Origin of the sequence: Frigidibacter sp., from assembly GCF_030695035.1 — a bacterium.
Classification (GTDB): Bacteria; Pseudomonadota; Alphaproteobacteria; order Rhodobacterales; family Rhodobacteraceae; genus Frigidibacter.
Genome location: NZ_JAUYTT010000011.1, coordinates 13,317 through 36,871, shown reverse-complemented (window position 1 = coordinate 36,871; position 23,555 = coordinate 13,317). Strand labels below are relative to the sequence as shown.

Sequence of the window (23,555 nt, the reverse complement as noted above, 5' to 3'; positions counted from 1 at the left end):
TCAGTTCGCCCGGCTCCAGGTCTGCCCCTTGCAGATCGGCCCGACACAGCCCGAGACCTTCAGGCTGTTGCCCGACAGCGCCATTTTCGAGCGATAGATCTTGTCGGTCGAAGGCTGCCAGATCTTGCCATCGCCATAGGCGCCCTCGCCCTTGGCCACCATGTCCCAGACGATCGGCTTGCCGATATTGGGCGAGGCATATTCGCCCGACGCATTGAACGTGCGCGCAATGGTGCCGCACAGTTTCGCCCCGCAGGGCGCGATGGCGACATGCGCATAGGCACCATCATCCACCTCGGTCTTCCACATGCCTTCCACCGGATCGGCAAGGGCAGCAGTGGCACACAGCGCAAAAGCCGCGGCAATAGCCAGAATTTTCATGACGTCTCCTCCCTGAAACGCGGATGTCCTCATCCTTGCCGCGATCATCATCCCCGCTGCCCCGTTCCGGCAAGCATGACGTGGCGTTCTCCCCAATTGGTGACTTTCCGCCGCCCCGCCCCCCGCGGCCACGCGCCGCCCCTGCCCGGCTTTGCAATCGGCCCCCGCCTGTGGCAAGAGGCGCGCACAGACCCCGTCCAAAGGAACCGGCCATGATCCTCTATCCCGCCATCGACCTCAAAGACGGTCAATGCGTCCGGCTTCTGAAGGGAGAGATGGACAAGGCCACGGTCTTCTCCGACGACCCCGCCGCCCAGGCCGCCGCTTTCGAGGCTGCAGGCTGCGAATGGCTGCATCTCGTGGACCTGAACGGCGCCTTCGCCGGCCAGCCCATCAACGCCGCCGCGGTCGAGGCGATCCTGGCGCGGGTGTCAGTGCCCTGCCAGCTCGGCGGCGGCATCCGCGACATGGCCACGATCGAGGCATGGCTGACCAAGGGCCTCTCGCGGGTCATCCTCGGCACCGTGGCGGTCGAGAACCCGGCGCTGGTGCGCGAGGCGGCCACCGCCTTCCCCGGCAAGATCGCCGTAGGCATCGACGCCCGCGGCGGGCGCGTCGCCACCAAAGGCTGGGCCGAGGAAACCGATGTCACGGTGACGGACCTTGCCCGCAGCTTCGAGGATGCCGGCGTCGCCGCCATCATCTACACCGACATTGACCGCGACGGCGCCATGGGCGGCCCCAACATCGACGCGACGGCGGCCCTCGCCCATGCCGTCCATATCCCGGTCATTGCCTCGGGCGGGGTCTCCTCGCTCGCCGACCTCATCGCCCTGCGCGACTGCGGCGCCGCCCTCAACGGCGCCATCTCGGGCCGCGCCCTCTATGACGGCGCCATCGACCTGCCGAAGGCCCTCGCCGAACTCCGCGCCTGAAAACCTCTCCCCCCTTCCCGCTTCTTGCTGGCCAAAATATCCCGGGGGGAGCGGCCAGCGGCCGCCGGGGGGCAGCGCCCCCGCCTTGGGCGATACGGCAATTCGTATGCATGGCATCTGCATAGGGTCTGCATGGTTCCCACATGCCATTTGCATCGCCCCGCCCGGCCTCCTATGAACAGGCAATCCCCCGGAGCCGAGCCATGCTGAAAACCCGCATCATCCCCTGTCTCGATGTCGCCGATGGCCGCGTGGTCAAAGGCGTGAATTTCGTCGACCTGCGCGACGCCGGCGACCCGGTGGAGGCGGCCAAGGCCTATGACGCCGCTGGCGCGGATGAGCTGTGCTTCCTCGATATCCACGCAACCCACGAGAATCGCGGGACAATGTATGACCTTGTCACCCGCACCGCCGAGCAGTGCTTCATGCCGCTGACGGTCGGCGGCGGCGTGCGCACCCCGCAGGATGTCCGCGCCCTGCTGCTGGCGGGGGCCGACAAGGTCAGCTTCAACTCCGCCGCCGTCGCCGATCCCGACGTCGTCGCTCGCTCCGCCGACCATTTCGGCAGCCAATGCATCGTCGTCGCCATCGACGCCAAGACCGTCGCCCCCGGCGTCTGGGAAATCTTCACCCATGGCGGCAGAAAACCCACCGGAATCAACGCCGTAGAGTTCGCGCAAACCGTCGCCGCCAAGGGCGCCGGTGAAATCCTGCTCACCAGCATGGACCGCGACGGCACCCGCGCCGGCTTCAACCTCCCCCTCACCCGCGCCATCGCCGATGCGGTCTCGATCCCCGTCATCGCCTCTGGCGGCGTCGGCACATTGGATCACCTCGTCGAAGGCGTCACCGAAGGCCACGCCTCCGCCGTCCTCGCCGCCTCGATCTTCCATTTCGGCGATTTCACCATCCGGCAGGCCAAGGCCCACATGGCCGCCGCCGGCATCCCGATGAGGCTGCCATGACCGCCCTCACCCGCCTCGCCGCCACCATCGAGTCCCGCAAGGGCGCCGATCCGGACAGCTCCTGGACCGCCAAGCTGTTGAATAAAGGCCCGGAAAAATGCGCCGAGAAGTTCGGTGAGGAAGCGGTGGAGGCGATTATCGAGGCGGTGAAGGGCGACCGCGCCAAGCTGACCGCCGAGGCCGCCGACGTGCTCTATCACCTGCTGGTCATGCTCGCCGCCCGCGACGTGACGCTGGCGGAGGTCATGGCGGAGCTGGAACGCCGCGAGGGCGTTTCGGGGATTGCCGAGAAGGCCGCGCGTGGGTGAAGAACGGCGCTTAAGTCTCTGCAAACTATGACAAATCGTCGCTTCCTGACAAAAGCGACATCAGCGCCCCTGCATGAAGAACCGCCCGCAACGCCCTGATAACCCAGCGCTTTCCGACCTCAGCGGAACCACAACCCCTCGGCCTTGATCCGGTTGCGGATCATCGCCTCGCGCCGCGGCAGGTCATCCCGGTCGAACATCGCCCGCACCTTCGCGCCCTTGCCCTGATAGACGATCTTCTTGATCGGCTCCCAGTCCTTCAGCACCTTCTTCACCGCATTGGGCGCCGTCACCTCTTCCAGCACCTCGACCACAAGGTCGCTCTCCCGCGCATAAAGCATTGGGAAGGTTCGGTAATGGCAGCTCACGTCACCATCCAGCCCCGCCAGACCCGGCCCCGGACGCCCGCCGCCAAGTCCATGGATCACCAGCGGCAGCGCCACCTGATCGAGCCAGGGGTCCAGCGATTGCGAGGCCAGCGCGTCGGTCGGCTCATTCCGGATCGCCACGGCATAGTCAAGGAACCGCTGCCCGAAGGCCGCCGGATCGCGGTAGAAGAACCAGCCGGCATTGAAATAGAGGTAGCGGGCCCAGTATTCGTCCGGCTGGCTCAGGTCCAGCGAGCTGGCGAAATCGAGACCGAACCGGTCATAGAGCGACTTCCAGATGCCATTGTAGCCCGGCCCGTACAGCGGCACCTCGGGCCATGTCCCCTCGCGCCGCATCGAGGCAGAGGGACGGTCGAAGTCGAAAGCCACGTCGGCCAGCGGCCCGGTAAAGAGCGTGTCGGTATCGAAGAACACGAAGGGCACATCGGCGGGCAAAGCCGCCAGTGCCTCGATCTTGTTGCCATAGGGATAGCTCTGGCCGAACTGCCGGTTCTCGAAGGGTAGAATCTCTGCCCCCAGCGAAATCAACAGCTTGCGCACCGGATCCGAGATCCGCGGATCGGATTTCCAGCGTGCCCCCGGCTGCGGCTCTGCCAGGATCAGGCGGCCGGCGAAGTCCGGATTCTGCGCGCGGAAGCTGGCGGCGAGCACCACGGCCTCATATTCCAGTCGCCCCTGCTGGACGACAGCGAGAACGTTGAAGGCGCGCGGTTTGGGCTTGCGTGCGGCCATTCTTGGGGTCCCGATCAGCGGCTGAACTCGCGCAGCGGAAGCGCTGCCGCAGTGCAGTATAGGCGCAACATGCCGCAACGGGAAGGCGGTCACGAGCCTTCAGCGCGGGTTTCTTGACGGATGCGAGTGAGGGCTTGGATGCGTCGGAACCGGGAAAATGGTGGGCGACCCTGGAATCGAACCAGGCGTGGGTCTCCCCGGCGGAGTTACAGTCCGCTGCCGCACCTTGCAGCACGTCGCCCGACGCTGGCGGGGGGATACCGAACAGCCCGGGGGGCGTCAAGCAGCATTTTCGCGCGGATTTCCGGGGCTCTGCTTGCCTCGGCCTTGCCAGCGGCGGCTGCACGGGCCATTGTCCGCTGCTGTCGGAACGCCGGTAGGAACGGGGGCTTGCGCCATGAAGAAACCCACCTGGGTGATTGACAAGGAACGCGCCCGCCGGGCGGCCGCGGCGGAAACCGTGTGGCTGTTCGGGCTGCACGCGGTGCGCGATGCGCTGTCCAACCCGGAGCGCGAGCGCATCCGACTGGTGCTGACCAAGAACGCCTATGACAAGCTGGCCGAGGCGGTGACCGCCGCTGGCATCGAGCCCGAGATCGTCGATGCCCGCAAGTTCGATGTCGAGGTGCCGCTGCAACCTGACAGCGTTCACCAGGGCGCCGCGCTGGAGGTGAAGCCGCTGCGCTGGGGCCCCGTGTCCGAGGTCTGCATCGACGGGCCCGGCAATCCGCTGGTGGTGCTTCTCGATCAGGTGACCGATCCGCATAATGTGGGGGCCGTGCTGCGCTCGGCCGAGGTGTTCGGCGCCCGGGCCGTGATCGCCCCCGCCCGCCATGCCGCGCCCGAGACCGGCGCGCTGGCCAAGACCGCCAGCGGCGCGCTGGAACGCCAGCCCTATCTGCGCGTCGTCAATCTGGCCGATGCGATGGAAGAGCTGAAGGCGGCGGGCTACATCCTGATCGGCCTTGCCGCCGAGGCGGATGTGACGCTGGCCGAAGCGCTGGCCGAGGTCGGCAGCCGTCCGGTGGGCCTCGTGCTGGGGGCCGAGGGGCCGGGCCTGCGCGAGAAGACGCGGGCGACCTGTGACCGGCTGGCGCAGATCCCCTATGCGGGGGGCTTTGGGTCGCTGAACGTGTCCAATGCCGCGGCGATTGCGCTTTATGCGGCGGCCACACGCTAAGGTGTGCTTTCGTGGGCTTTCCCCGGCCGGGGCAGGCTGGCATTGTCTCGGCTGTCCGGCGCCGACAGCTGACGCGCCGAGCGCTGCCTTGATGCCCACCCCTGAACACCCGAACGGAAGATCTGCCATGCTGCCGCGTCGCCCCTTCCTCGCCCGGTTTCGCCCCGGAAGCTTGCTGCTTGTGGCGCTGCTGAGCGGCGCTGCCATGCCTGCGCTGGCCGATCAGCGCACCATTGCCACAGCCTCTGGCGTGGCGCTGGCGGGGCGGGATGCGGTGGCCTATTTCGCCGATGGCCGCGCCGTCGCCGGCTCTGCCGATCACGCGCTGAAATGGCGGGGGGCAGTGTGGTTCTTTGCGACCGGCAACAACCTGTCCACCTTCGAGATGAACCCCTCGGCCTATGCGCCCCGTTACGGAGGCCATTGCCCGGAATCGGTGATTGCGGGCGATCCGCGCCCCGGCAATCCCGACCTGTTCGTGATCCGCGAGGGCAAGCTCTATCTGGCCAAAAGCCGTGAGGCGATGGCGCGGATCGTGCAGGACCCCGGCCTGATCGCGCAGGCCGATGCCGCGTGGAAGAAGCTGCGCGACCGGTGACGGCACCCCGCGTCCGCAGGCGCAACCGCGCGCAAGACGGAAAAAGATCACGACTCCGCGATGGTGTCTTTAACGTCACATTTGCTCTCCTACATCTAGTCTTGGAAGGCGACACCGGAACTGTCGTGTTTCTCTTCACTGTCCCTCGTTCCGCCACTGGCGCCCGGGCTTACCGTCCGGGCGCTTTTTTCTTGGCGGGCATTCAGCCGGAGCCAACATGACAACGACCGACACATTCCTGCGCGATACGCTGCAATCCACCCGGGTGATCGCGGTGGTGGGCTTTTCGCCCGATCCCTCCCGCCCCTCGCATTACGTCGCCGAGTTCCTGCGCACGCAGGGCTACCGGGTGATTCCGGTCAATCCGGGGCAGGCCGGGAAGACGTTCCTCGGCGAGACGGTGGTGGCGCGGCTGGCGGACATCCCGGCCGACGTGCCGGTGGATATGGTGGACATCTTCCGCCGATCCGACGCAGTGCCCGGGGTGGTGGAAGAAGCGATGGCCGCGCTGCCGCATCTGCGCACGATCTGGATGCAGCTTGGCGTGGCCCATGCCGAGGCGGCCGAGACGGCCCGCGCCGCCGGGCTGGCCGTGGTCGAGGACCGCTGCCCGAAGATGGAGATCCCCCGACTGTTCGGCCGCGCCTCGCCGCTGGAACGCGCGCCGGAGGTTTGAACGGACCCGGCAATAAAAGACCGCCCGTCCGCACTGCCACGGCGCGGGCGGCGCTTGGTTCGGAGAGCCGCTTTCGCCGCCGAACGCCCGTTCCGCTGGCGTGCCCCGCCCCCGGCTTCCGTTCCCCTCCCCGCCGTTGCGCGCTGCCCCGGCTTCCCCTAGCCTGCCGCCGAAATGGTCCGCGGTGCGGATGACGGGAGGAGAGACGGCATGACCCAAGGCTTTGACACACTTCAGGTTCACGCGGGCACGGCGCCCGATCCGGCCACCGGCGCCCGGCAGGTGCCGATCTACCAGACCACGGCCTATGTGTTCCGCGATGCGGATCACGCCGCGGCCCTGTTCGGGTTGCAGGAGGTGGGCTATATCTACTCGCGCCTGACCAACCCGACCGTGTCCGCGCTGGCGAACCGGATTGCGGCGCTGGAGGGCGGGGTCGGGGCGGTCTGCTGCTCCTCGGGCCACGCGGCGCAGATCATGGCGCTGTTCCCGCTGATGGGGCCGGGGCTGAACATCGTCGCCTCGACCAGGCTTTACGGCGGCACCATCACCCAGTTCAGCCAGACCTTCAAACGCTTCGGCTGGTCGGCGCGCTTCGTCGATTTCGATGACGAGGCCGCGGTCGCCGCCGCCATCGACGATGATACCCGCGCGGTGTTCTGCGAATCGATCTCCAACCCCGGCGGCTATGTCACCGACCTGCCGGCTATCGCCAAGATTGCGGACAAGGCCGGCATCCCGCTGATCGTGGACAACACCCTTGCCAGCCCGTACCTGTGCCGCCCCATCGAGCATGGCGCGACGCTGGTGGTGCATTCGACCACGAAATACCTGACCGGGAATGGCACCGTCACCGGCGGCGCGATTGTCGATGCGGGCACCTTCGACTGGTCGGCCTCGGGCAAGTTCCCGTCACTCTCGGCGCCGGAACCGGCCTATCACGGGCTGAAGTTCCACGAGGCGCTTGGCGGGATGGCCTTCACCTTCCACTCCATCGCCATTGGCCTGCGCGATCTGGGCATGACCATGAACCCGCAAGCGGCGCATTACACGCTGATGGGGATCGAGACGCTGAGCCTGCGGATGGAGAAGCATGTCGCCAATGCCAAGGTGGTGGCGGAGTGGCTGGAGAACGATCCACGGGTGGACTTCGTCACCTATGCCGGCCTTGCCTCCTCGCCGTGGAATGGCCGGGTCGAGAAGATCTGCCCGAAGGGCGCCGGCGCGCTGTTCACCTTCGCGGTGAAGGGCGGGTACGAGGCTTGCGTCAAGCTGGTCGATGCGCTGCAGCTGTTCAGCCATGTGGCGAACCTGGGCGACACCCGCAGCCTGGTGATCCACTCCGCCTCGACCACCCACCGTCAGCTGACGCCAGAGCAGCAGCAGGCCGCGGGTGCGGCGCCCAACGTGGTGCGGCTGTCGATCGGCATCGAGAATGTCGAAGACCTGATCGCCGATCTGGATCAGGCGCTGGCGGCCGCAACCGCCTGAGAGGTTGGCCCGCCCCCATGACAGGGGCGGGCCATTCCGTCAGTCGTCGTTCAGGTCATAGACCACTGTGACAGAGGCGGTCAGGCTCAGCTCGCCCTCGGCCACCGGCACGCCGGAATCCTTGGCAAAGCTCGCCGCCCGCATCTCGGGCATCGGGCCGCCATAGTTGACCTGCTCCGAGATCGAGACGACCTCCCCCAGCGTCACCCCTGCGGCCAGAGCGTAAAGCTCTGCCTTGCGGCGGGCATCGGCGATGGCATCGCGGCGGGCGTCGTCCATCTTCGGCTCCGGTTCCTGCAGGCCGAAGCTCAGGCCATAGAGGTTGTTCGCGCCCTGCCCCACGGCAGCGTCGAGCACCCCGCCAAGGCTGTCCAGCGCCCGCACCCGAACGGTCACGTTGTTCTGCGCGATGAAGCCGCGCACCTTCGGGCCCTCGGGGCCGCCCTGATAGTTGTCCTCATAGGCCGGGTTCAGGCTCAGGCCGCTCGTCTGGATGTCGCGCGCCTCGATGCCCGCGCCGGTCAGGGTGGCCATCACCTCGGCCAGCGCGGCAGAGTTTGCCGCCATCGCCTCGGCTGCCGTTGCCGCCTCGGTCACCACGCCGAGGCTGACGGATGCCATGTCCGGCGCCGCCTCGGCGCTGCCATTGCCGGTCACGGTGATGTGACCCTCATCGGCCTGTGCCAGCGCCGGGGCACCGGCCCCCGCGCCGAGTGCCAGGGCCATCGCAACCACGTTGAAAATGCGCATTCTGTCCTCCGGTTTGACTGGCATCACATTGGGCGTGTTGCTGCGCATCGCAAGCCGCCATGGGGCCGTTTTCCTTCACATGTGCGAAAACCTGCTGTAGGACAGGGGACGCCTGCGGCACCGCCTTTCCCGGGCCTCGCCCCCAGCCAGAGCCATGGAATGAAACCAGCTTTTGCCCTGAACCTTTCGCCCGACGGTATCAGCCTGCTGCACCGCACCTCCCGCGGCTGGCTGCTGGTCGGGGCCGTGGCGCTGGACGATCCCGATGTGCCGGCTGCCCTTGGCTACCTGCGCAAGACCGCGCTTGGCCTTGCGCCACGGGGCTTTGCGACCAAGCTGATCCTGCCCGCCTCGCAGATATTGTATACGGCGGTCGAGGCGCCGGGGCCGGACGCCGCCAACCGCCGCCGGCAGATCGCCCGCGCGCTGGAAGGGCGCACCCCCTATGCCGCCGAGGATCTGGTCTTCGACTGGTCGGGTACTGGCGGGCGGGTGAACGTGGCCGTCGTCGCGCGCGAAACGCTGGAGGAGGCCGAGGCCTTCGCGCAGGAGCATCGGTTCAACCCGGTCTCCTTCGTGGCGATGCCCGAGGATGGCAGCTTTGCCGGCGAGCCGTTCTTTGGCCAGACCGCGAAGGCCCGCAGCTATATCCCCGAGGGCGAGCGGCTGGTGCGCGATCAGGATCCGGTGCGGATTGCCGGCGATGCCGACCTGTCCCGCCTTGTCGCTGCCAGCGTGGCGGAGGTGATGGCTGACGAGGTGGCCGAGGCTGTGGGGGAAACCGCGCAAGACGCCGTGTTGGCCGCGGAGGTTGCGCAGGCGGGCGACGAGGATATCGTCACGACGGCCCTCGCTGCGCCAGAGATGCCGGGAGACGACGCGGCCGAGGTGGCCGTGGATGCCGCGGCAGAGGAAACGGACGCCGGAAGCGCCGGGCCTGCTTTTGCAGAGCCGGCCGAAGACAGCACCGCTGACGCATCCGAGGCACTGCCGGCCGATGCGACCGACCTGGGCGAAGAATCGGTGGTCGAAGCGCCTCTGGCCGAACCGGCCGGGGAGCCTTCCGCAGACGCGATGCCCGAACTGCCGCTTGCGCCCGAAGCGCTCGAGACACCGTCCGAGGCATCCGACACCGCGCCGGAAGCGCCCGGAGCAGGGACCGACGCGCGCGCCGAACGGCGCCGGGCCCGCGCAGAACGGCGCGACCGCGAGGCGGCAGCCCAGGCCGAGGCGGATGCCGCTGCAGCCCTTGCGCGGCAGGCCAGCTTCGGGTTTGTCGCAAGCGCGCCGGACGAGCCTGAAGCGCTCGCAACAGAGAACGCGCCCTCTGCCGAGGGGGACTTCGGCGGAGCGGATGAGACCTCGGTCGAGGCGCCCCTTGCAGAGCAAGAGGCCGAGGTCGAGGCGCCGGTTCAAGACGAGCCCGAGGCTGACATCGCAAATGACCCGGCGGCGGCGGACGAATCCGACGAGGCCCCCTTCCTTGCGGTCGAGGATGAGGCAGAGGACGCGGGCGAGCCCGCCCCGCCCCGCCCCGAGATCGACGCCGATGGCGTGCTGACCCCCTTTGCCGCAGCGGCAACGCTGTCACCCGCAATGCCCGGCCCACGCCTGCGCCTTGGCGCGGCGGCGGCCGAACCGGGGCGCGCCAGTCCGGCCAAGCCACTGGCCGGTGGCGCAGGCTCGGTCATCTCGCCGCGGCTTGGCATTGCCGCTGACCCGCGGCCCGAGCCGAAGCCGGACCCCGCCAGCCGGACGCGCGCCCGCGCCTCGGGCCTTGGCAAGGCGGTGATCGCCGCCGGGAAGATGGCCAAGGCCGCCAAGACCGCCCGCGGGACCAGCCGCCGCGTCGATGTGACGCCGGGCCCCGCCGCGCCACGAGTCCGCACCGGGTCCGAAGCCGAGGCGTTGACGGTCTTTGGCGCGCGCCGCGCGGCGCCGGTGCGTGGCAAGCCTCGCTATATGGGCCTGATCCTGACGGCGGTGCTGGTGTTCCTCATGCTGGCCGTTGCGCTGTGGTCCAGCCTGCTGGACGGCACCCCCACGGCCGAGGCGCCGGCTTCCGAGCCCTTGGCCGCCGCGCCGATCCGCACCACCGCCGTCGAAGCGCTGGCCGAAACACCGGCCTTCGAAGATGTGCCGACCGTCGATGCCATCGAGGCCGATGCGATGACCGAGGCCGAGATTGCCGCCGATGGCGGGCTCGAGGCGATGGAGATGCCGGAAGGCACCGCGGACGACATGGCCGAGGCGCCGACGGACCTGCCGGTCGATCTTCCAGAGGATGTGCCGCCCGAATTGGCAGACGGTCCGGCAGAGGACGGTTTGGCTGCGAACACTCTGGCTGAGCAACTGGCCGAGGATCTGGCGGCCACCCCCGAGGAGGCGCCGGTGTCCGGCAACGCCGCCGCGCCCGATGCCGCCGCTGCCGCCGCGATTGCCGCGGCCGGCGTTGGTGCGGCTGGCGATCTGGCCAATGGGCTCGCCGCCGCAGACATCGCCACCGCCGCGCCAGACGTACCGGCCGCGGTGGCTGGTGGCCCGGTGCCGGATGCCGAAGAAGGCCTGCCGCCCCGCCCCGCCGACCCCGCTGTGACGACGCGCAGCGCCGAGGGCCTGCCCGAGACCGCTACGCTGACAGCAGACGCCCTGCCCGCCCCGCCGCAACCGCCCCTGCCCTATGGCACGGGCTTCCAGTTCGGCGAGAACGGCCTGATCGTCGCCACCCCGGATGGCGCGCTGACCCCCGAAGGCGTGACTGTGGTCGAGGGCGCCCCGGCACGGGTGCCGCCCACGCGACCGGCTGCAGTCGTTGAGGCTGCGGCAGAGGCTGACGCACCGCAAGAGGCTGCGGCGGAACCCGAAGGCTCTGTCCCCGATCCTGCTTTGGAGGGCAGAAAGCCGCTGCCGCGCCCTGCCACGCTCGAAGTGCCCGCCGAGGCCGCACCCGAAGCCACCCCGGCGGCGGACCCCGGCGACGGCGCAGCGCTGAGCGTTCCGCTGGCCGCTGATCCGGCGCTGGCCCCGTTCAAGCCGCGCGCGGCCAGCACCGTCGCCGTTGCCGCCGCCGCGGCCGCCCGCAGCGCCGAAGAGGCGCGCGCGGCCGAGATGGCGGCGCTGCAGGCAGAGCTTGCCAGCGCCACCCCCAGTGCCGTCACCAGCTCTCGCAAGCCGCTGAGCCGGCCGCAGGACTTCTCGCAGGGGATCGAGGCGGCGCTGGCAATGGCCGCCACCACGGCGCCAGTGGTTGCCGCTGCGGCCCCGCCCCCGCAGGCCGCACCCGCCCCGGTCGCCCCCGCCGCCGCGCCAACGCGGCAGGCGGCGGTGGCCCCGGCGCCCGAACCCGAGGAGATGGACGAGCCCGAACCCATCGCGGCGGCGCCCAGCATCCCGACCACCGCCTCTGTCGCCAAGCAGGCCACCATCTCGGGCGCGATCTCGCTGCGCGAGATCAACCTGATCGGGGTCTATGGGGCGTCCTCCAGCCGCCGGGCACTTGTGCGGCTATCCAACGGGCGGATGTTGCGCGTGAAGATCGGCGACCGGATCGATGGCGGGCAGGTCACCGCCATCGGCGAGGGGCAGCTGACCTACGTCAAGGGCGGGCGCACCCATGTGCTGCGGATGCTCCAGCAAAGTTGATCTCACCGGCGCACCCCGTCAAATGATGCGAAACTAGCCCGCCGCCGCGCCTGTTGGCGGCTGGCAATCAAACGGCACCCCGCCTAAGCTGTACCGGCATCCCGCCCCGGGCCTTGCAAATTCATTGACCGGACCGACATGGACGCCTTCCTTTTCCAGGCCACGCTCTACCTGATCGCGATGGTGATCGCCGTGCCGATTGCCTCGCGGCTCGGGCTCGGCTCGGTGCTGGGATATCTGCTGGCGGGCGTGGTGATCGGCCCGGTGCTGGGGTTGGTCGGATCGGAAATGGCCGACCTTCAGCATTTTGCCGAATTCGGCGTGGTGATGATGCTGTTCCTGATCGGGCTGGAGCTGGAGCCGCGGGCGCTCTGGGCAATGCGCGACAAGCTGGTCGGGCTTGGCGGGCTGCAGGTGGTGGGCACCATGCTGCTGGTCGCCGCCCTGCTGCTGGCCTTCGGGCAGGAGTGGCGGGTGGCGTTGGCGGTGGGGGCGATCCTTGCGCTGTCCTCGACCGCTATCGTGCTGCAGACGCTGGATGAAAAGCGGCTGATGCAGACGGCGGGCGGGCGGTCCACCTTTGCGGTGCTGCTGACGCAGGATATTGCTGTGATCCCGATGCTGGCGCTGCTGCCGCTGCTGGCGCTGCCCGGCGCACGGGCGCTGGCGCAGGCCGATGCCGCGCATGGGGAACATGCTGCGGTCAGCATGATCCAGAGCCTGCCCGGCTGGGGCGTCACGCTGGTGACGCTTGGCGCGGTGGCGGCGGTGGTGCTGGCGGGGCATTACCTGATCCGCCCGGCCTTCCACTGGGTCCATGCCGCGCGGCTGCGCGAGATCAATACCGCCCTGGCGCTGGCGATTGTCGTGGGCATCGCCTCGCTGATGACGCTGGTGGGCCTGTCACCGGCGCTTGGCACCTTCCTGGCAGGGGTGGTGCTGGCGAACTCGGAGTTCCGGCACGAGCTGGAGTCGGACATTGCGCCCTTCAAGGGGCTGCTGCTGGGGCTGTTCTTCATCACCGTTGGCGCCGGGATCGATACGGGCCTGCTGTTCAGCGCGCCTGCGCAGCTGATCGGACTGACGCTGGCACTGATGGGGGCCAAGGGCGCGGTGCTATACGTGCTGGCGCGGATCTTCGGGATCCACGGGCGCGACCGCTGGCTGTTCACGCTGGGGCTGGCGCAGGCGGGGGAATTCGGCTTCGTGCTGATCTCCTTCGCGCTCGGCCAGCGGATCTTGCCAAGCGGCACGGCGCAGGTGCTGATGATGGTGGTGGCGCTGTCGATGCTGCTGACGCCGCTGTTCTTCATCTTGCACGACTACCTTGCCCGCCGCCTGACCGACAGCGCCGAGCCCGTCAAGGCCGATGACATCGACGCGCCAGAGCCGATCATCATCGCCGGCATCGGCCGCTTTGGGCAGGTGGTGAACCGGATGGTCACCATGTCTGGCTTCAAGACCACGGTGCTGGACCATGACCTTGCCACCATCCGGCTGATGCGGAAATTCGGCTTCAAGGGCTATTTCGGCGATCCGACCCGGCCCGAACTGCTGAAAGCGGCGGGGCTGGAGAAGGCGCGGATCCTGGTGGTGTGCCTTGATAACAAAGAGGCGGCGATCCGGCTGGTCAGCTATGCGCGGCGGATGCGGCCCGACCTGCACATCATCGCCCGCGCCCGCGACCGGGTGCATGTGTTCGAGCTCTACAAGGCCGGGGCCAATGACATCGTGCGCGAGTTGTTCGACAGCAGCCTGCGGGCGGCGCGCTATGTGCTGGAAAACTCGGGCCTGTCGGATTTCGAGGCCGCCGAGGCCGAGCGGATCTTCTTCAAGCTCGACCGGGCGGCCGTGCGAGATCTGGCGCAGGTCTGGAAGCCGGGGATCCCGGTTGAGGAGAATGCCGAATACCTCGCCCGCAGCCAGGAGCTGAGCCGCGATCTGGAAGCGGCGCTGACGGAACATTTCGCGGCGCAGGAGGGGCAGAAGAAGGCGGGGTGAGAGGGAGTGCCGGGGCGGTGCCGCTGGCGCCACTTGGTTTCTCCCTGCCCTGCTCTCCTTGGCAAAGGCCATCGCCTTCGCCACGCCGCGACCTTTCAACCTGCACAGGCCCCAAAGGGCCCGGCCAGCGCCCGCCCCGACCTGGCGGGCGCTTCTCGCCCGCCAGGTCTGGCTGGCCTCAGTCGGTCTCTGATGCCAGCGGCTCTGGTGGACAGGTCTCGCGCGAGCGGGGCGAGGCAATGCCTCGCCTGTTCCCGCCCACACCGACCGATGCGAAGCCGAGAAACAGAAAGGGCCGCGGATCGCCCCGCGGCCCTCTTATCTCTAGTCCGCAACCCTCAGGCGGCGCGCGAAACCAGCACGTCATCGACCTTCTTCGCGGCGCCGGCCTCGTCCACGCCCGACACGGCGGCGACTTCGCGGGTCAGACGTTCCAGCGCCGCTTCATACAGCTGGCGCTCGGAATAGGACTGCTCGCGCTGGTCGTCGGTGCGGTGCAGGTCGCGGACCACCTCGGCAATCGCCATCAGGTCGCCGGAGTTGATCTTCTGTTCATATTCCTGCGCCCGGCGCGACCACATCGCCCGCTTGACCTTGGCCTTGCCCTTCAGCGTCTCCAGCGCGCGGGTCACCACGTCGGGGGTCGAGAGCGAGCGCATCCCGATCTCGGTCGCCTTGTGGGTCGGCACGCGCAGGGTCATCTTGTCCTTTTCGAACGAGATGACGAACAGTTCCAGCTTCAGGCCGGCGATCTCCTGCTCTTCGATCGACATGATCTTGCCGACGCCATGCGCCGGGTAGACGACGAAGTCGTTGGGGCGGAAATCGGATTTCTTGGTCTTGGTCATTCAGTCGTTTCCTTGCACGGCACCATGCCTCAAAGCCAAGAAATCCCACCGCGGCGGCGCGATGGCCCCCGCAATCAACTTCATTTTGGCGCTGAGAAACCACCTCACGGGCGAGCAGCGCCGCGGATGGTGTCAGGTATCCAGGTCCATTGTGAAGGAAATATAGCAGAAAATTCCGCGATTTCAAAGCGGCGCGGAAAATGAGTTTACACGCGCCCAAGCGGCGGCAGGAGTGCGTGGAATCTCAAGCCCCTGCAGGGTGCTGTGCAACAGCGCGCCAAGCCCAAACCCGTACCGGCCCCCGCGACTCGGCCCGAATCGTTGCGACTCAGTCGCCCTGGCCCGGTGCTTCGCTGAAGTATTTCTCCAGCTTGCCGCTCTCGCCATCGCGCTCGGCCGCCTCGGGCAAGGGATCGCGCTTCTGCGTGATGACCGGCCACATCTCGGAGTATTTCCGGTTGAATTCCACCCACTTGTCCATGTCCGGCTCGGTATCGGGGCGGATGGCATCGGCGGGGCATTCCGGCTCGCAGACCCCGCAATCGATGCATTCGTCGGGGTGGATCACCAGCGTGTTCTCACCTTCGTAGAAGCAGTCCACCGGACAGACCTCAACACAGTCGGTGTATTTGCAGGCGATGCAGTTGTCGGTGACGACATAGGTCATGGCGGGCCTTCACGAAGCTCTGGCTTTTCAGGGGTGTTATCCGGCGCCGCGGCAGGGATCAAGCGCGGCTGCGCAGGAAAGACGGGCGCTGCGGCGTTCGGGCACGGATCAGGACGCGTGTTCCGGGCCTTCGGGCTGGCGCGGCACAGGCGTTTCCTGAGGCGCGTCAAGGTCCAGGTAGAGCGCGGCCGCCTCGGCGGCCGGGCCGCGGCGGGTGCCGCAAGCGAGGATCCGCAGCAGTCGCACCCGGGGCCCCAGCGGCAGGGTCAGGGTGTCCCCCTTCCCCACCTGATGCGCCGGGCGCAGCACCCGCTGGCCATTGACCCGCAAGTGCCCCGCTTCGATCAGCGCAGCCGCCGTGCCCCGGGTCCGCGCCAACCGGGCGAAGACCAGCCATTTGTCGAGACGAAGCGTCAGCCGCGCCTCTGGCAAGGGTTACTTCCGGTCGCGCAAGGCTGCCAGAATGGCGAAGGGGTTGTCCGGGTCGATCTTCTGCTCTTTGGGCGGGCGCGCCTCATAGCTGCGGGGACGGTCTTCCTCGCGGCTGCGGGGCTTGCCGCCCTTGTCGCCATACTTGCCCGCGGGCTTGCCGCCGTGGCGGTCCTCGCGCGGCTTGCCCTCGCCGCGGGGGCGGTCGCCCTGAGGACGGTCGCCTTGGGGACGATCTCCCTGAGGCCGATCCCCTTGCGGACGATCACCTTGAGGCCGCGGCTCGCGCTTTTCGCGCGGCGCACGATCGCCAGTCGGTGCAGCACCCGGAGCGGCAGCCTCGCGGCGCTGGCCTTGCGGGGCAGCACCCTCGCGGCGCGGACCACGCTCGCCCCGCGGCTCGCCGCGGTTGCCGCGCGGACGCGGGGCCCAAGTGAACGTGTAGTAACTTTCCAGCTCCGCCGCCGGAGCGGCCGATTCGCCCTCGGGAATCGGGTTGGCGGTGGGTTCGGCAGCCGCTTCCGGCTCGGCGACAGGCTCTGCAACCGGTTCAGCAACAGGCTCCGCTCCCAGCTCCTCCGCCGCGGCCTCGACAGCCTCGGGAGAGGTCTCTGCCGCAGCCTCGGCACCGGACTGGGTGCCGGGCTCAGGCGCCTCGGCCGGAGCGGCCTCGGGCGCAGCTTCGGCCACAGGCTCCGCAGCGGCCGGAGCCTCCGCCTTCGCCTCCACCTTGGCCTCCGCCTTCACCTCGGGTTTCCCCTTCGCGCGCTCGGCCTTCTCGCCCTTGTAGCCGAGGCCGCCCATCAGGTCGGCGAACTGCTCCAGTGTCATGCCGGTGATCGACAGCATGTCGGCCGTCGCCTCGAAGCCGGCGCGGCTGTCCTTGGCGCGCAGCAGGTCCGCGAGCCGTTCGAGCATGTCGATGCGGATCGCGCGGGTGCCTGCGGGGTGGTAGCCCGACAGGGTGTAATAGGTCTTCGGCACGTCCTGAATGTTCGGGATCGTCACCAGCCCGGGGGGCGGGCTTTGCGGAAACTCGTCAAGGTTGTTGGCAAGGCTCCACAGCACCAGCCGCAGCCGAGTCGGGGCCGGTTTCAGCAGTGCCTGCTGGAAAATCGTGTACTGGCCAAAGCGCACGCCATGCTTGCGCAGGGCGGAGCGGGCTTCCTGATCCAGCTCCTTCACCTCGCCGGACACGGTCTCGCGCGGGATCACTCCCAACGATTCCACCAGCCGGAAGGCAAAGCCGCGGGCCAGCCCGGTCAGCGTCTCATCCCGGCTCATCGCCAGCAGCGGCTCGAACAGGGTGCTGGTCTTGCGGTCGATGAAGTGCTGGAGCCGCCGCTTGACCTTCTCGGTCACGTCGGTGCCAGCCTCTTCATCCACAAACGCCTCGACACCGGGCTTGAGCACATCGGCGCCCTTGACCAGTTTGCCCACCGCGGTGCTGCCCCACATCAGGCCGCCCTGTTCGGTGAAATCCAGCTCCGTATCGGGCGCGTTGTAGAAGCGGTCGGCCCGCAGGCTGAACTCGGGGCGCAGCGATTCATAGGCCGCCTGCCGCAGCGTGCGCGCCGCATCGGGGGACGAGCTTGCGTCCTGCTGGAAGCGGAAACCTTCGAGACGGCCGGCGAACTCGCCCTCGACCGTCACTTCGCCCTTGTCGTTAACCTCGGCCACAAGGCTCTCCTTCTGCTTGAGCCGCCGCAGCAATACGCTGGTGCGCCGGTCCACGAAACGCTGGGTCAGGGCACCGTGCAGCGCATCCGACAGGCGGTCTTCTACCCCGCGCGTCTCGCCGCGCCAATGGCTTTCGTCGGAAACCCAGCCTTTGCGCTGCGCGATGTAGGTCCATGTGCGGATAAACGCCAATCGTTTGGACAATGCGTCTATATCGCCCTCGGTCCGGTCGATGCGTTTGATCTGCGTTGCCAGCCAATCGTCGGACACATGGCCATCGTCGCGCAGGAAGCCGAAGATGCGCGTCAGCAGGGTGGCATGTTCGGCGCCCGAGATGCCGCGGAAGTCGGGGATGCGGCAAACGTCCCACAGGAGCTTCACGTCTTTGGGGCCGGTGACTCGGCCGCGGACCTCCCCGGCCTCGATCAGGCTTTTCAGCGCCAGCACGTCATCGGATTCGCGGGCGCGGGTCAGCCATTCGTCATTGGTGGATGCTTCCAGCGAGGCGATGAGCTTTTCGACGGTGCCGAATTCCAGCGCCGAATTGCGCCAGCTGAGCCGCTTGATCGGGGCGAAACGGTGGTTTTCCAGCGCGTCCACAAGGTCTTCGTCGAACGCGCTCGCCTCGCCCGTCACGCCGAAGGTGCCGGCCTGGGTGTGGCGGCCGGCGCGGCCTGCGATCTGGCCAAGCTCATGCGGGAAGAGGTGCCGCATCCGTCGGCCGTCGAACTTGGCGGTGGCGGAGAAGGCGACATGGCCGATGTCGAGGTTCAGGCCCATGCCTATGGCGTCGGTGGCGACGAGGAAGTCCACGTCGCCGTTCTGATAGAGCGCCACCTGCGCGTTGCGGGTGCGGGGGCTGAGCGCACCCATGACCACCGCGCAGCCGCCCTTCTGGCGGCGGATCAGTTCGGCGATGGCATAGACATTTTCAACCGAAAACCCGACTATGGCGCTGCGTGGGGGCATCCGGCTTATCTTTTTCGAACCATTATAGGTCAGCGTCGAAAACCGCTCGCGCCCCACGAACTGCACCCGCGGCACCAGCGCCGCAATCGCCCCACGCATGGTGTGGCTGCCCAGGAACATCGTCTCCAGCAGCCCGCGCGAGCGCAGCAGGCGGTCGGTGAAGACATGCCCGCGCTCCGGGTCCGCACACAGCTGGATCTCGTCGATGGCCACGAAATCGGCGCCGATTCCTTCGGGCATCGCCTCCACCGTACACACCCAGTACTGGGTGCGCTCGGGCACGATCCGCTCTTCGCCGGTGATCAGCGCTACCACCGAAGGGCCACGCTTTTCCACCACGCGGTCATAGACCTCGCGCGCCAGCAGGCGCAGCGGCAAGCCGATCACCCCCGTGCGGTGCGCCAGCATCCGCTCGATGGCATAATGGGTCTTGCCAGTGTTGGTCGGCCCGAGGACCGCCGTGATCCTCGTCTCGCTCGCCATGATCCGAAGGCTCCTAGAGTTCCGTGCCCCCGGTGGCCTGGTCAAGCCGGGTAAGCGCCTCGTTCAGATCGGGCTGGTGGGGGTTGACCGCAAGGGCCGCGCGATAGGCCGCCGCTGCGTCCTCCTCGCGTTCGAGTTGTTCGAGAATCATGCCAAGCCCCGCGAGCGCGCCATAGTGCTGCGGATTCAGGGCGAGGGTCTGGCGGATATCCTCCAGCGCCGGGCCGAACTGGCCGGCGACGAAGAAGGCCGTCGCGCGCAGGTTCCAGCCTTCGGCGAAATCCGGCGCATGGTCGGTCAGGGCCGTCAGATGCTCCAGCGCCGCCAGCGGATCGCCCGCCTCCAGCGCCTCTTGCCCGCGTTGCAGCAGCAGATCCATCGAGGGGGAGCCGGATTTCGACCATTCGCGCAACAGATCGGATTCGACACGCTGCCAATCCTCGGTGGCGGGATCGGCAAGTTCGCGCAGCAACTCTTCGGTGTCTGCCACTTGCGCAGCCACCGGGCCCGCCAGAAGCAGGGCCAGTCCTGCCGTCACGGCATATTTGTGCAAGGCTGTCAAAATACGCATAACATGGACAAGTGTAACGCATGCGCCGGGGAATGCGAGAGCCCGGCCATCACTTTTGGAGGATGCGAATGAGCGAGATCATCACCTCGGCCGTGGCCGCACTGAATGACCGGCTGTCGGACGGCTTTGCCGGAATTGCCAAGTTCGTGATCGAGGGCGAAGGCGCCATCATGATCGACGGCAACGGCGCCCGCGCCGGCGACGACGATGCCGATGTGACGCTGACCGCGTCTGCCGAGACGTTTCAGGGCATCCTCAGCGGCGACACCAACCCCACAGCTGCCTTCATGACCGGCAAGCTGGCCGTCGATGGCAATATGGGCATGGCGATGCAACTGGGCGCGCTGCTGTCCTGATGGACGCAGGCCAGCCCGCCCCGCTGCATGAAGACATTGCCGATGCCCCCGCCGGGGGCATCGCGCTGTGGCGGACCTGCGCAGATGGCGTGCGGGTGCGGGTGGCGTTGTGGCCGCTTGACGGCGCGAAGGGGACGGTGCTGCTGTTTCCCGGCCGTACGGAATATGTCGAGAAATACGGCCCCGCTGCGGGCGAGCTGGCCGCGCGCGGCTATGCGATGGCCTGCATCGACTGGCGCGGACAAGGGCTGGCCGACCGACCGCTGGCCGACCCGGCCCGCGGGCATGTCGGGCGGTTTGGTGAGTATCAGCTCGACGTGCCCGAACTGGTCGCGGCCGCGCGTGAGGCGGGCCTGCCCGAACCGTTCCATCTGATCGCGCATTCGATGGGCGGCAGCATCGGCCTGCGCGCCCTGCATGAAGGGCTGCCTGTCCGCTCTGCCGTGTTCTCGGCCCCGATGTGGGGGATCAAGATCCATGCGGCGGCGCGGCCCTTGGCCTGGGCAGTCGGCACCGGCGCGCGGATGGCGCGGCGCGGGCATGTCTATGCGCCAACCACCGGCCCGGTGACCTATGTGCTGGCAACCGAGGCACCCGGCAATGTGCTGACCACCGATCCTGCGATGTATGCCTTCATGCAGCGCCAGCTTCGCGCGCATCCCGAGCTCGCGCTTGGTGGGCCGACGCTGCACTGGCTGCTGGAGGCGCTGCGCGAGACGCGGGCGCTGGCGGCGATGCCGCCGCCCGCCCTGCCCTGCCTGTGTATCATGGGCGGCAATGAACGGGTGGTCGACACGGGCCGCATCCGCAGCATCATAGCGCGCTGGCCGGGCGGACGGCTGGAGGTGATCCCCGGTGCCGAACATGAGATGATGATGGAAACGCCAGCCGCGCGCCGCCGCTTCTACAACGGCGCCGCCACGCTGTTTGCGGCCGGGGGCTGAACGCCCTCAGATCGTGATCTGGGTGAAGCTCTCGCGCAACGCGACCGACCAGGCCTCGCTCATTTCCTTGAACTGCGGGTCGCCCGCTTCGATCCGGCGGCGGGCGGTCACCCGGCAGGCGTCCTTCTCGATCACGGCAAGATCCAGCGGCATCCCGACCGACAGGTTTGAGCGTAGCGTCGAATCCATCGACAGCAGCACCGCCTTCTGCGCCTCGGAGATCGAGGTGGCGGGTTTCACCACCCGGTCGAGAATCGGCTTGCCATATTTGTGCTCGCCGATCTGCAGGAAGGGCGTGTCATCGGTCGCCTCGATGAAATTGCCCTCCGGGTAGATCAGGAACATCCGCATCGCGCCGCCCGCCCGCTGACCGGCCACGATCATGCTGGCCGAGGTGCTGACCTTGGCGGCGGTCATCTTCTCGTCGATGTCCTGCCGGACCGAGGCGAGGGTGTTGCCGATGATCTCGGCCACCTTCAGCATCGTCGGCGCCAGCATGATCGAATGGCCGGCATCGGCATCGGGTTCGTCAATTGCCTCGCGCAGCCTGGCGATGGTGGTTTGGGTCACGGACAGGCTGCCGGCTGTCAGGATCGCGATCACCCGTTCGCCGGGCTCCTCGAAGATGAACATCTTCCGGTAGGTCGCGATGTTGTCGAGCCCGGCATTGGTCCGGGTGTCGGACAGAAGCACCATGCCTTCGTTCAACAGAAGGCCCACACAATAGGTCATCTCAATGCCTCGAAAATCCGTCTCCGGGAGTATCCCGGTCTGCTCCGCCCCGCTGCGACCCTATTGCTGCACGGCCTCGACCGCAACCGTCACATCCAGCGATTCGGCGACGCGTCCATGCGCCACACCCCGGATCGGCGCCGCATCGCCGGCATCGAAGCCCGAACCGAGGCGGATGTAGCGCGCATCGGGACAGTTGGCGTTGGAGGCATCGAAGCCGACCCAGCCCAGCCGGTCGATCCAGACCTCGGCCCAGGCGTGTGAGGCCTCGTTCGGCGTGCCCTCCTGCCCGGCATGCAGGTAGCCCGAGACGTAGCGCGCCGGCATGTCGAGGAAACGGGCGCAGGCGATGATGGCGTGGGTGTGGTCCTGGCAGACGCCCTCGCCCAGGGCCAGCGCCTCGGCGGCGGTGCCATGGGCGTCGGTCGATCCGGGACGGTAGGCGATGGCCTCGTTGATCGCGGCGGCGATACGGTGCGCGCGGTCCAGCGCGTCGGTGGCGCCGGCGACGGCCTCTTGCGCCAGCGTCATCAGCCCGGAATCGGCCCGGGTCGGGCCCGTCTCACGCAGGTAGGATTCGGGCGGCACCGTCTCGCGATGGCCGCGCAGCACGCCGGCCATGTCGGTGGTAGCGACCTCGCCCGTGACCTTCACGGTGATTTCGCTGACCGGGCCGCGCAGCGACCAGCCTTCGACCCAATCCCCGGCGCCATCGCGGAAGCTGGCACCGCGGGTGCCGCCGACAACCTCGATATTCCAGCGGATCGCGCGCTGTCCGTCGCAGACCGATGGCGTCATCCGCAGGCTTTGCACCGCGCCGCGCACGGGGGCGTCATAGCTGTAGATGCTGGTATGAGAGACGGTGAGGATCATCGTGCTATCCCGCTGAGGTAAATGTCGCCGACAAGCTGCGAGACCTCGCCGACATCGCCGATGAACCGGCTGAGGTATTCGTGCAGGCCTTCCTCGAATATGTCGTCCACCGTCATCTCCGACAGCTCCCCCAGCAGCGCGCGGGACCGGCTCTGCGCCTCGGTCGTGGTGTGATAGGCCTTGGCCAGCCGGTCCAGATGCCCGGTCGCGCCCTCGATCGAGGTGATCAGAGAGCGCGGGCATTGCGGGTTCAGGATCAGGAAATGCGCGATCTTGCCGGCGGTGATGTCGCCGCCATAGGCCCAGTGGAACGCCCGGTGCGAGGACATCGCACGCAGCAGCGTGGTCCATTGGTAGTTGTCGAGACCCGAGCCCACGTAATCGGCGCGCGGCAGCAGCACGTAGTATTTCACGTCCATCAGCCGCGAGGTGTTGTCGGCCCGCTCCAGCTTGTAGCCAAGGCCAAGGAAATCCCAGCCATCGTTGCGCAGCAAGGTTGCGTCGATGGCGCCGCGCACCATGGCGGCATGGCGCATGGTCCATTCCGTCAGCCGCGACAGTTCCAGCTGCGAGCGCGGGGTGCGTTCCAGCTGGCGCATTTCCTGAAAGGCGGTGTTGAGCGCGTCCCACACCTGCGTCGTCAGCGCGGTGCGCACGATGCGGGCGTTTTCACGGGCGCGGCTAATGCAGTAAGCGACCGAGGAGGAGTTGTCGTGGTCGAAGAACAGATAGCTCTCGATGTTGCGCTGCACCGGATCGCCATATTTCTTGGCAAAGCCCGCGGCGGTGCCCGAGGCTTGCAGCAGGCTGTCCCACTCGCTGCGGTATCCGTGCCCGGCCGAGGGCAGCAGCGCGATGCGCGCCCCCACTTCCAGCAGGCGGGCCATGGTTTCGGCGCGCTCCATATAACGCGCAATCCAGAACAGGTTGTCGGCGGTCCGGCTCAGCATGATCT

22 protein-coding genes and 1 tRNA gene are annotated in these 23,555 nt (G+C 67.9%); 11 read left to right on the top strand and 12 right to left on the bottom strand.

What is annotated here, in order from left to right:
• Positions 1-381, bottom strand: coding sequence for a DUF2147 domain-containing protein (locus tag Q8S30_RS11155; RefSeq protein ID WP_305666096.1), 381 nt, complete (start codon positions 379-381; stop codon positions 1-3).
• A gap of 212 nt (positions 382-593) precedes the next feature.
• Between Q8S30_RS11155 and hisA the strand changes: the two genes are divergently transcribed.
• From hisA to Q8S30_RS11140, 3 genes are all read left to right on the top strand, one after another.
• Complete coding sequence (gene hisA, locus Q8S30_RS11150) at positions 594-1,316, top strand: 1-(5-phosphoribosyl)-5-[(5-phosphoribosylamino)methylideneamino]imidazole-4-carboxamide isomerase (protein WP_305666095.1); 723 nt, start codon at positions 594-596, stop codon at positions 1,314-1,316.
• 203 nt (positions 1,317-1,519) lie between these two features.
• Entirely contained in the window at positions 1,520-2,281 is a 762-nt protein-coding gene (hisF, locus tag Q8S30_RS11145; protein WP_305666094.1) for an imidazole glycerol phosphate synthase subunit HisF, read from the top strand.
• On the top strand, positions 2,278-2,589 hold the full coding sequence (locus tag Q8S30_RS11140; RefSeq protein WP_305666093.1) for a phosphoribosyl-ATP diphosphatase: 312 nt from the start codon (positions 2,278-2,280) through the stop codon (positions 2,587-2,589). The genes hisF and Q8S30_RS11140 overlap by 4 nt, the downstream gene beginning before the upstream one ends.
• Before the next feature lie 119 nt (positions 2,590-2,708).
• On the opposite strand, the gene Q8S30_RS11135 is transcribed toward Q8S30_RS11140, so the two are convergent.
• Positions 2,709-3,710: a hypothetical protein gene (locus tag Q8S30_RS11135; RefSeq protein ID WP_305666092.1), complete on the bottom strand. Its 1,002-nt coding sequence runs from the start codon at positions 3,708-3,710 to the stop codon at positions 2,709-2,711.
• A 158-nt stretch (positions 3,711-3,868) separates the two neighbouring features.
• Positions 3,869-3,952 (bottom strand) — tRNA-Tyr (locus tag Q8S30_RS11130).
• 155 nt (positions 3,953-4,107) lie between these two features.
• On the opposite strand from Q8S30_RS11130, the gene rlmB reads away from it, so the two are divergent.
• The 4 genes from rlmB (at position 4,108) to Q8S30_RS11110 (ending at position 7,655) form a co-directional block, all read left to right on the top strand.
• Positions 4,108-4,890 (top strand): 23S rRNA (guanosine(2251)-2'-O)-methyltransferase RlmB, encoded by a 783-nt coding sequence (rlmB, locus tag Q8S30_RS11125; RefSeq protein WP_305666091.1) that lies wholly within the window; start codon positions 4,108-4,110, stop codon positions 4,888-4,890.
• Between the two features lie 127 nt (positions 4,891-5,017).
• Positions 5,018-5,488 carry a YHS domain-containing (seleno)protein gene (locus tag Q8S30_RS11120; RefSeq protein WP_305666090.1) on the top strand — a complete coding sequence of 157 codons (471 nt, stop codon included), beginning with the start codon at positions 5,018-5,020 and terminating at the stop codon, positions 5,486-5,488.
• 217 nt (positions 5,489-5,705) lie between these two features.
• On the top strand, positions 5,706-6,164 hold the full coding sequence (locus tag Q8S30_RS11115; RefSeq protein WP_305666089.1) for a CoA-binding protein: 459 nt from the start codon (positions 5,706-5,708) through the stop codon (positions 6,162-6,164).
• Positions 6,165-6,374: 210 nt separating this feature from the next.
• Positions 6,375-7,655 (top strand): O-acetylhomoserine aminocarboxypropyltransferase/cysteine synthase family protein, encoded by a 1,281-nt coding sequence (locus Q8S30_RS11110; protein ID WP_305666088.1) that lies wholly within the window; start codon positions 6,375-6,377, stop codon positions 7,653-7,655.
• Between the two features lie 39 nt (positions 7,656-7,694).
• Here Q8S30_RS11110 and Q8S30_RS11105 read toward each other — a convergent pair whose 3' ends face one another.
• Positions 7,695-8,405, bottom strand: a complete 711-nt coding sequence (locus Q8S30_RS11105; RefSeq protein ID WP_305666087.1) for an SIMPL domain-containing protein — start codon at positions 8,403-8,405, stop codon at positions 7,695-7,697.
• A gap of 159 nt (positions 8,406-8,564) precedes the next feature.
• Between Q8S30_RS11105 and Q8S30_RS11100 the strand changes: the two genes are divergently transcribed.
• The gene (locus tag Q8S30_RS11100; RefSeq protein ID WP_305666086.1) at positions 8,565-12,047 is read left to right on the top strand and encodes a hypothetical protein; all 3,483 of its coding nucleotides are present in this window, start codon (positions 8,565-8,567) and stop codon (positions 12,045-12,047) included.
• 138 nt (positions 12,048-12,185) lie between these two features.
• Positions 12,186-14,048, top strand: a complete 1,863-nt coding sequence (locus Q8S30_RS11095; protein WP_305666085.1) for a monovalent cation:proton antiporter-2 (CPA2) family protein — start codon at positions 12,186-12,188, stop codon at positions 14,046-14,048.
• Positions 14,049-14,386: 338 nt separating this feature from the next.
• Here the strand turns inward: Q8S30_RS11095 and Q8S30_RS11090 are convergent, their stop codons facing one another.
• The 5 genes from Q8S30_RS11090 to Q8S30_RS11070 form a co-directional block, all read right to left on the bottom strand.
• Positions 14,387-14,896 (bottom strand): CarD family transcriptional regulator, encoded by a 510-nt coding sequence (locus Q8S30_RS11090; RefSeq protein ID WP_066814204.1) that lies wholly within the window; start codon positions 14,894-14,896, stop codon positions 14,387-14,389.
• Between the two features lie 328 nt (positions 14,897-15,224).
• Entirely contained in the window at positions 15,225-15,563 is a 339-nt protein-coding gene (gene fdxA, locus Q8S30_RS11085) for a ferredoxin FdxA (RefSeq protein ID WP_161346697.1), read from the bottom strand.
• 108 nt (positions 15,564-15,671) lie between these two features.
• Positions 15,672-15,995, bottom strand: a complete 324-nt coding sequence (locus tag Q8S30_RS11080) for an RNA-binding S4 domain-containing protein (RefSeq protein ID WP_305666084.1) — start codon at positions 15,993-15,995, stop codon at positions 15,672-15,674.
• A 3-nt stretch (positions 15,996-15,998) separates the two neighbouring features.
• The gene (locus Q8S30_RS11075) at positions 15,999-19,124 is read right to left on the bottom strand and encodes a helicase-related protein (protein ID WP_305666083.1); all 3,126 of its coding nucleotides are present in this window, start codon (positions 19,122-19,124) and stop codon (positions 15,999-16,001) included.
• A 13-nt stretch (positions 19,125-19,137) separates the two neighbouring features.
• Positions 19,138-19,662, bottom strand: a complete 525-nt coding sequence (locus tag Q8S30_RS11070) for a tetratricopeptide repeat protein (RefSeq protein ID WP_305666082.1) — start codon at positions 19,660-19,662, stop codon at positions 19,138-19,140.
• A gap of 101 nt (positions 19,663-19,763) precedes the next feature.
• Between Q8S30_RS11070 and Q8S30_RS11065 the strand changes: the two genes are divergently transcribed.
• Together Q8S30_RS11065 and Q8S30_RS11060 are read left to right on the top strand one after the other, a co-directional pair.
• The gene (locus tag Q8S30_RS11065) at positions 19,764-20,051 is read left to right on the top strand and encodes an SCP2 sterol-binding domain-containing protein (protein ID WP_305666081.1); all 288 of its coding nucleotides are present in this window, start codon (positions 19,764-19,766) and stop codon (positions 20,049-20,051) included.
• A complete protein-coding gene (locus Q8S30_RS11060) occupies positions 20,051-20,995 on the top strand; it encodes an alpha/beta fold hydrolase (protein ID WP_305666080.1) in 945 nt (314 codons plus the stop codon). The genes Q8S30_RS11065 and Q8S30_RS11060 overlap by 1 nt, the downstream gene beginning before the upstream one ends.
• A 6-nt stretch (positions 20,996-21,001) precedes the next feature.
• Here the strand turns inward: Q8S30_RS11060 and Q8S30_RS11055 are convergent, their stop codons facing one another.
• Genes Q8S30_RS11055 through Q8S30_RS11045 form a run of 3 tightly spaced genes read right to left on the bottom strand, consistent with a single transcriptional unit; the run spans position 21,002 to position 23,550 of the window.
• Positions 21,002-21,727 carry a proteasome-type protease gene (locus tag Q8S30_RS11055; protein ID WP_305666079.1) on the bottom strand — a complete coding sequence of 242 codons (726 nt, stop codon included), beginning with the start codon at positions 21,725-21,727 and terminating at the stop codon, positions 21,002-21,004.
• A gap of 60 nt (positions 21,728-21,787) precedes the next feature.
• Entirely contained in the window at positions 21,788-22,600 is an 813-nt protein-coding gene (locus Q8S30_RS11050; protein WP_305666078.1) for a transglutaminase family protein, read from the bottom strand.
• Positions 22,597-23,550: an alpha-E domain-containing protein gene (locus Q8S30_RS11045; RefSeq protein WP_305666077.1), complete on the bottom strand. Its 954-nt coding sequence runs from the start codon at positions 23,548-23,550 to the stop codon at positions 22,597-22,599. Before Q8S30_RS11045 ends, Q8S30_RS11050 begins: the two co-directional genes overlap by 4 nt.
• Between the last annotated feature and the right edge of the window lie 5 nt (positions 23,551-23,555).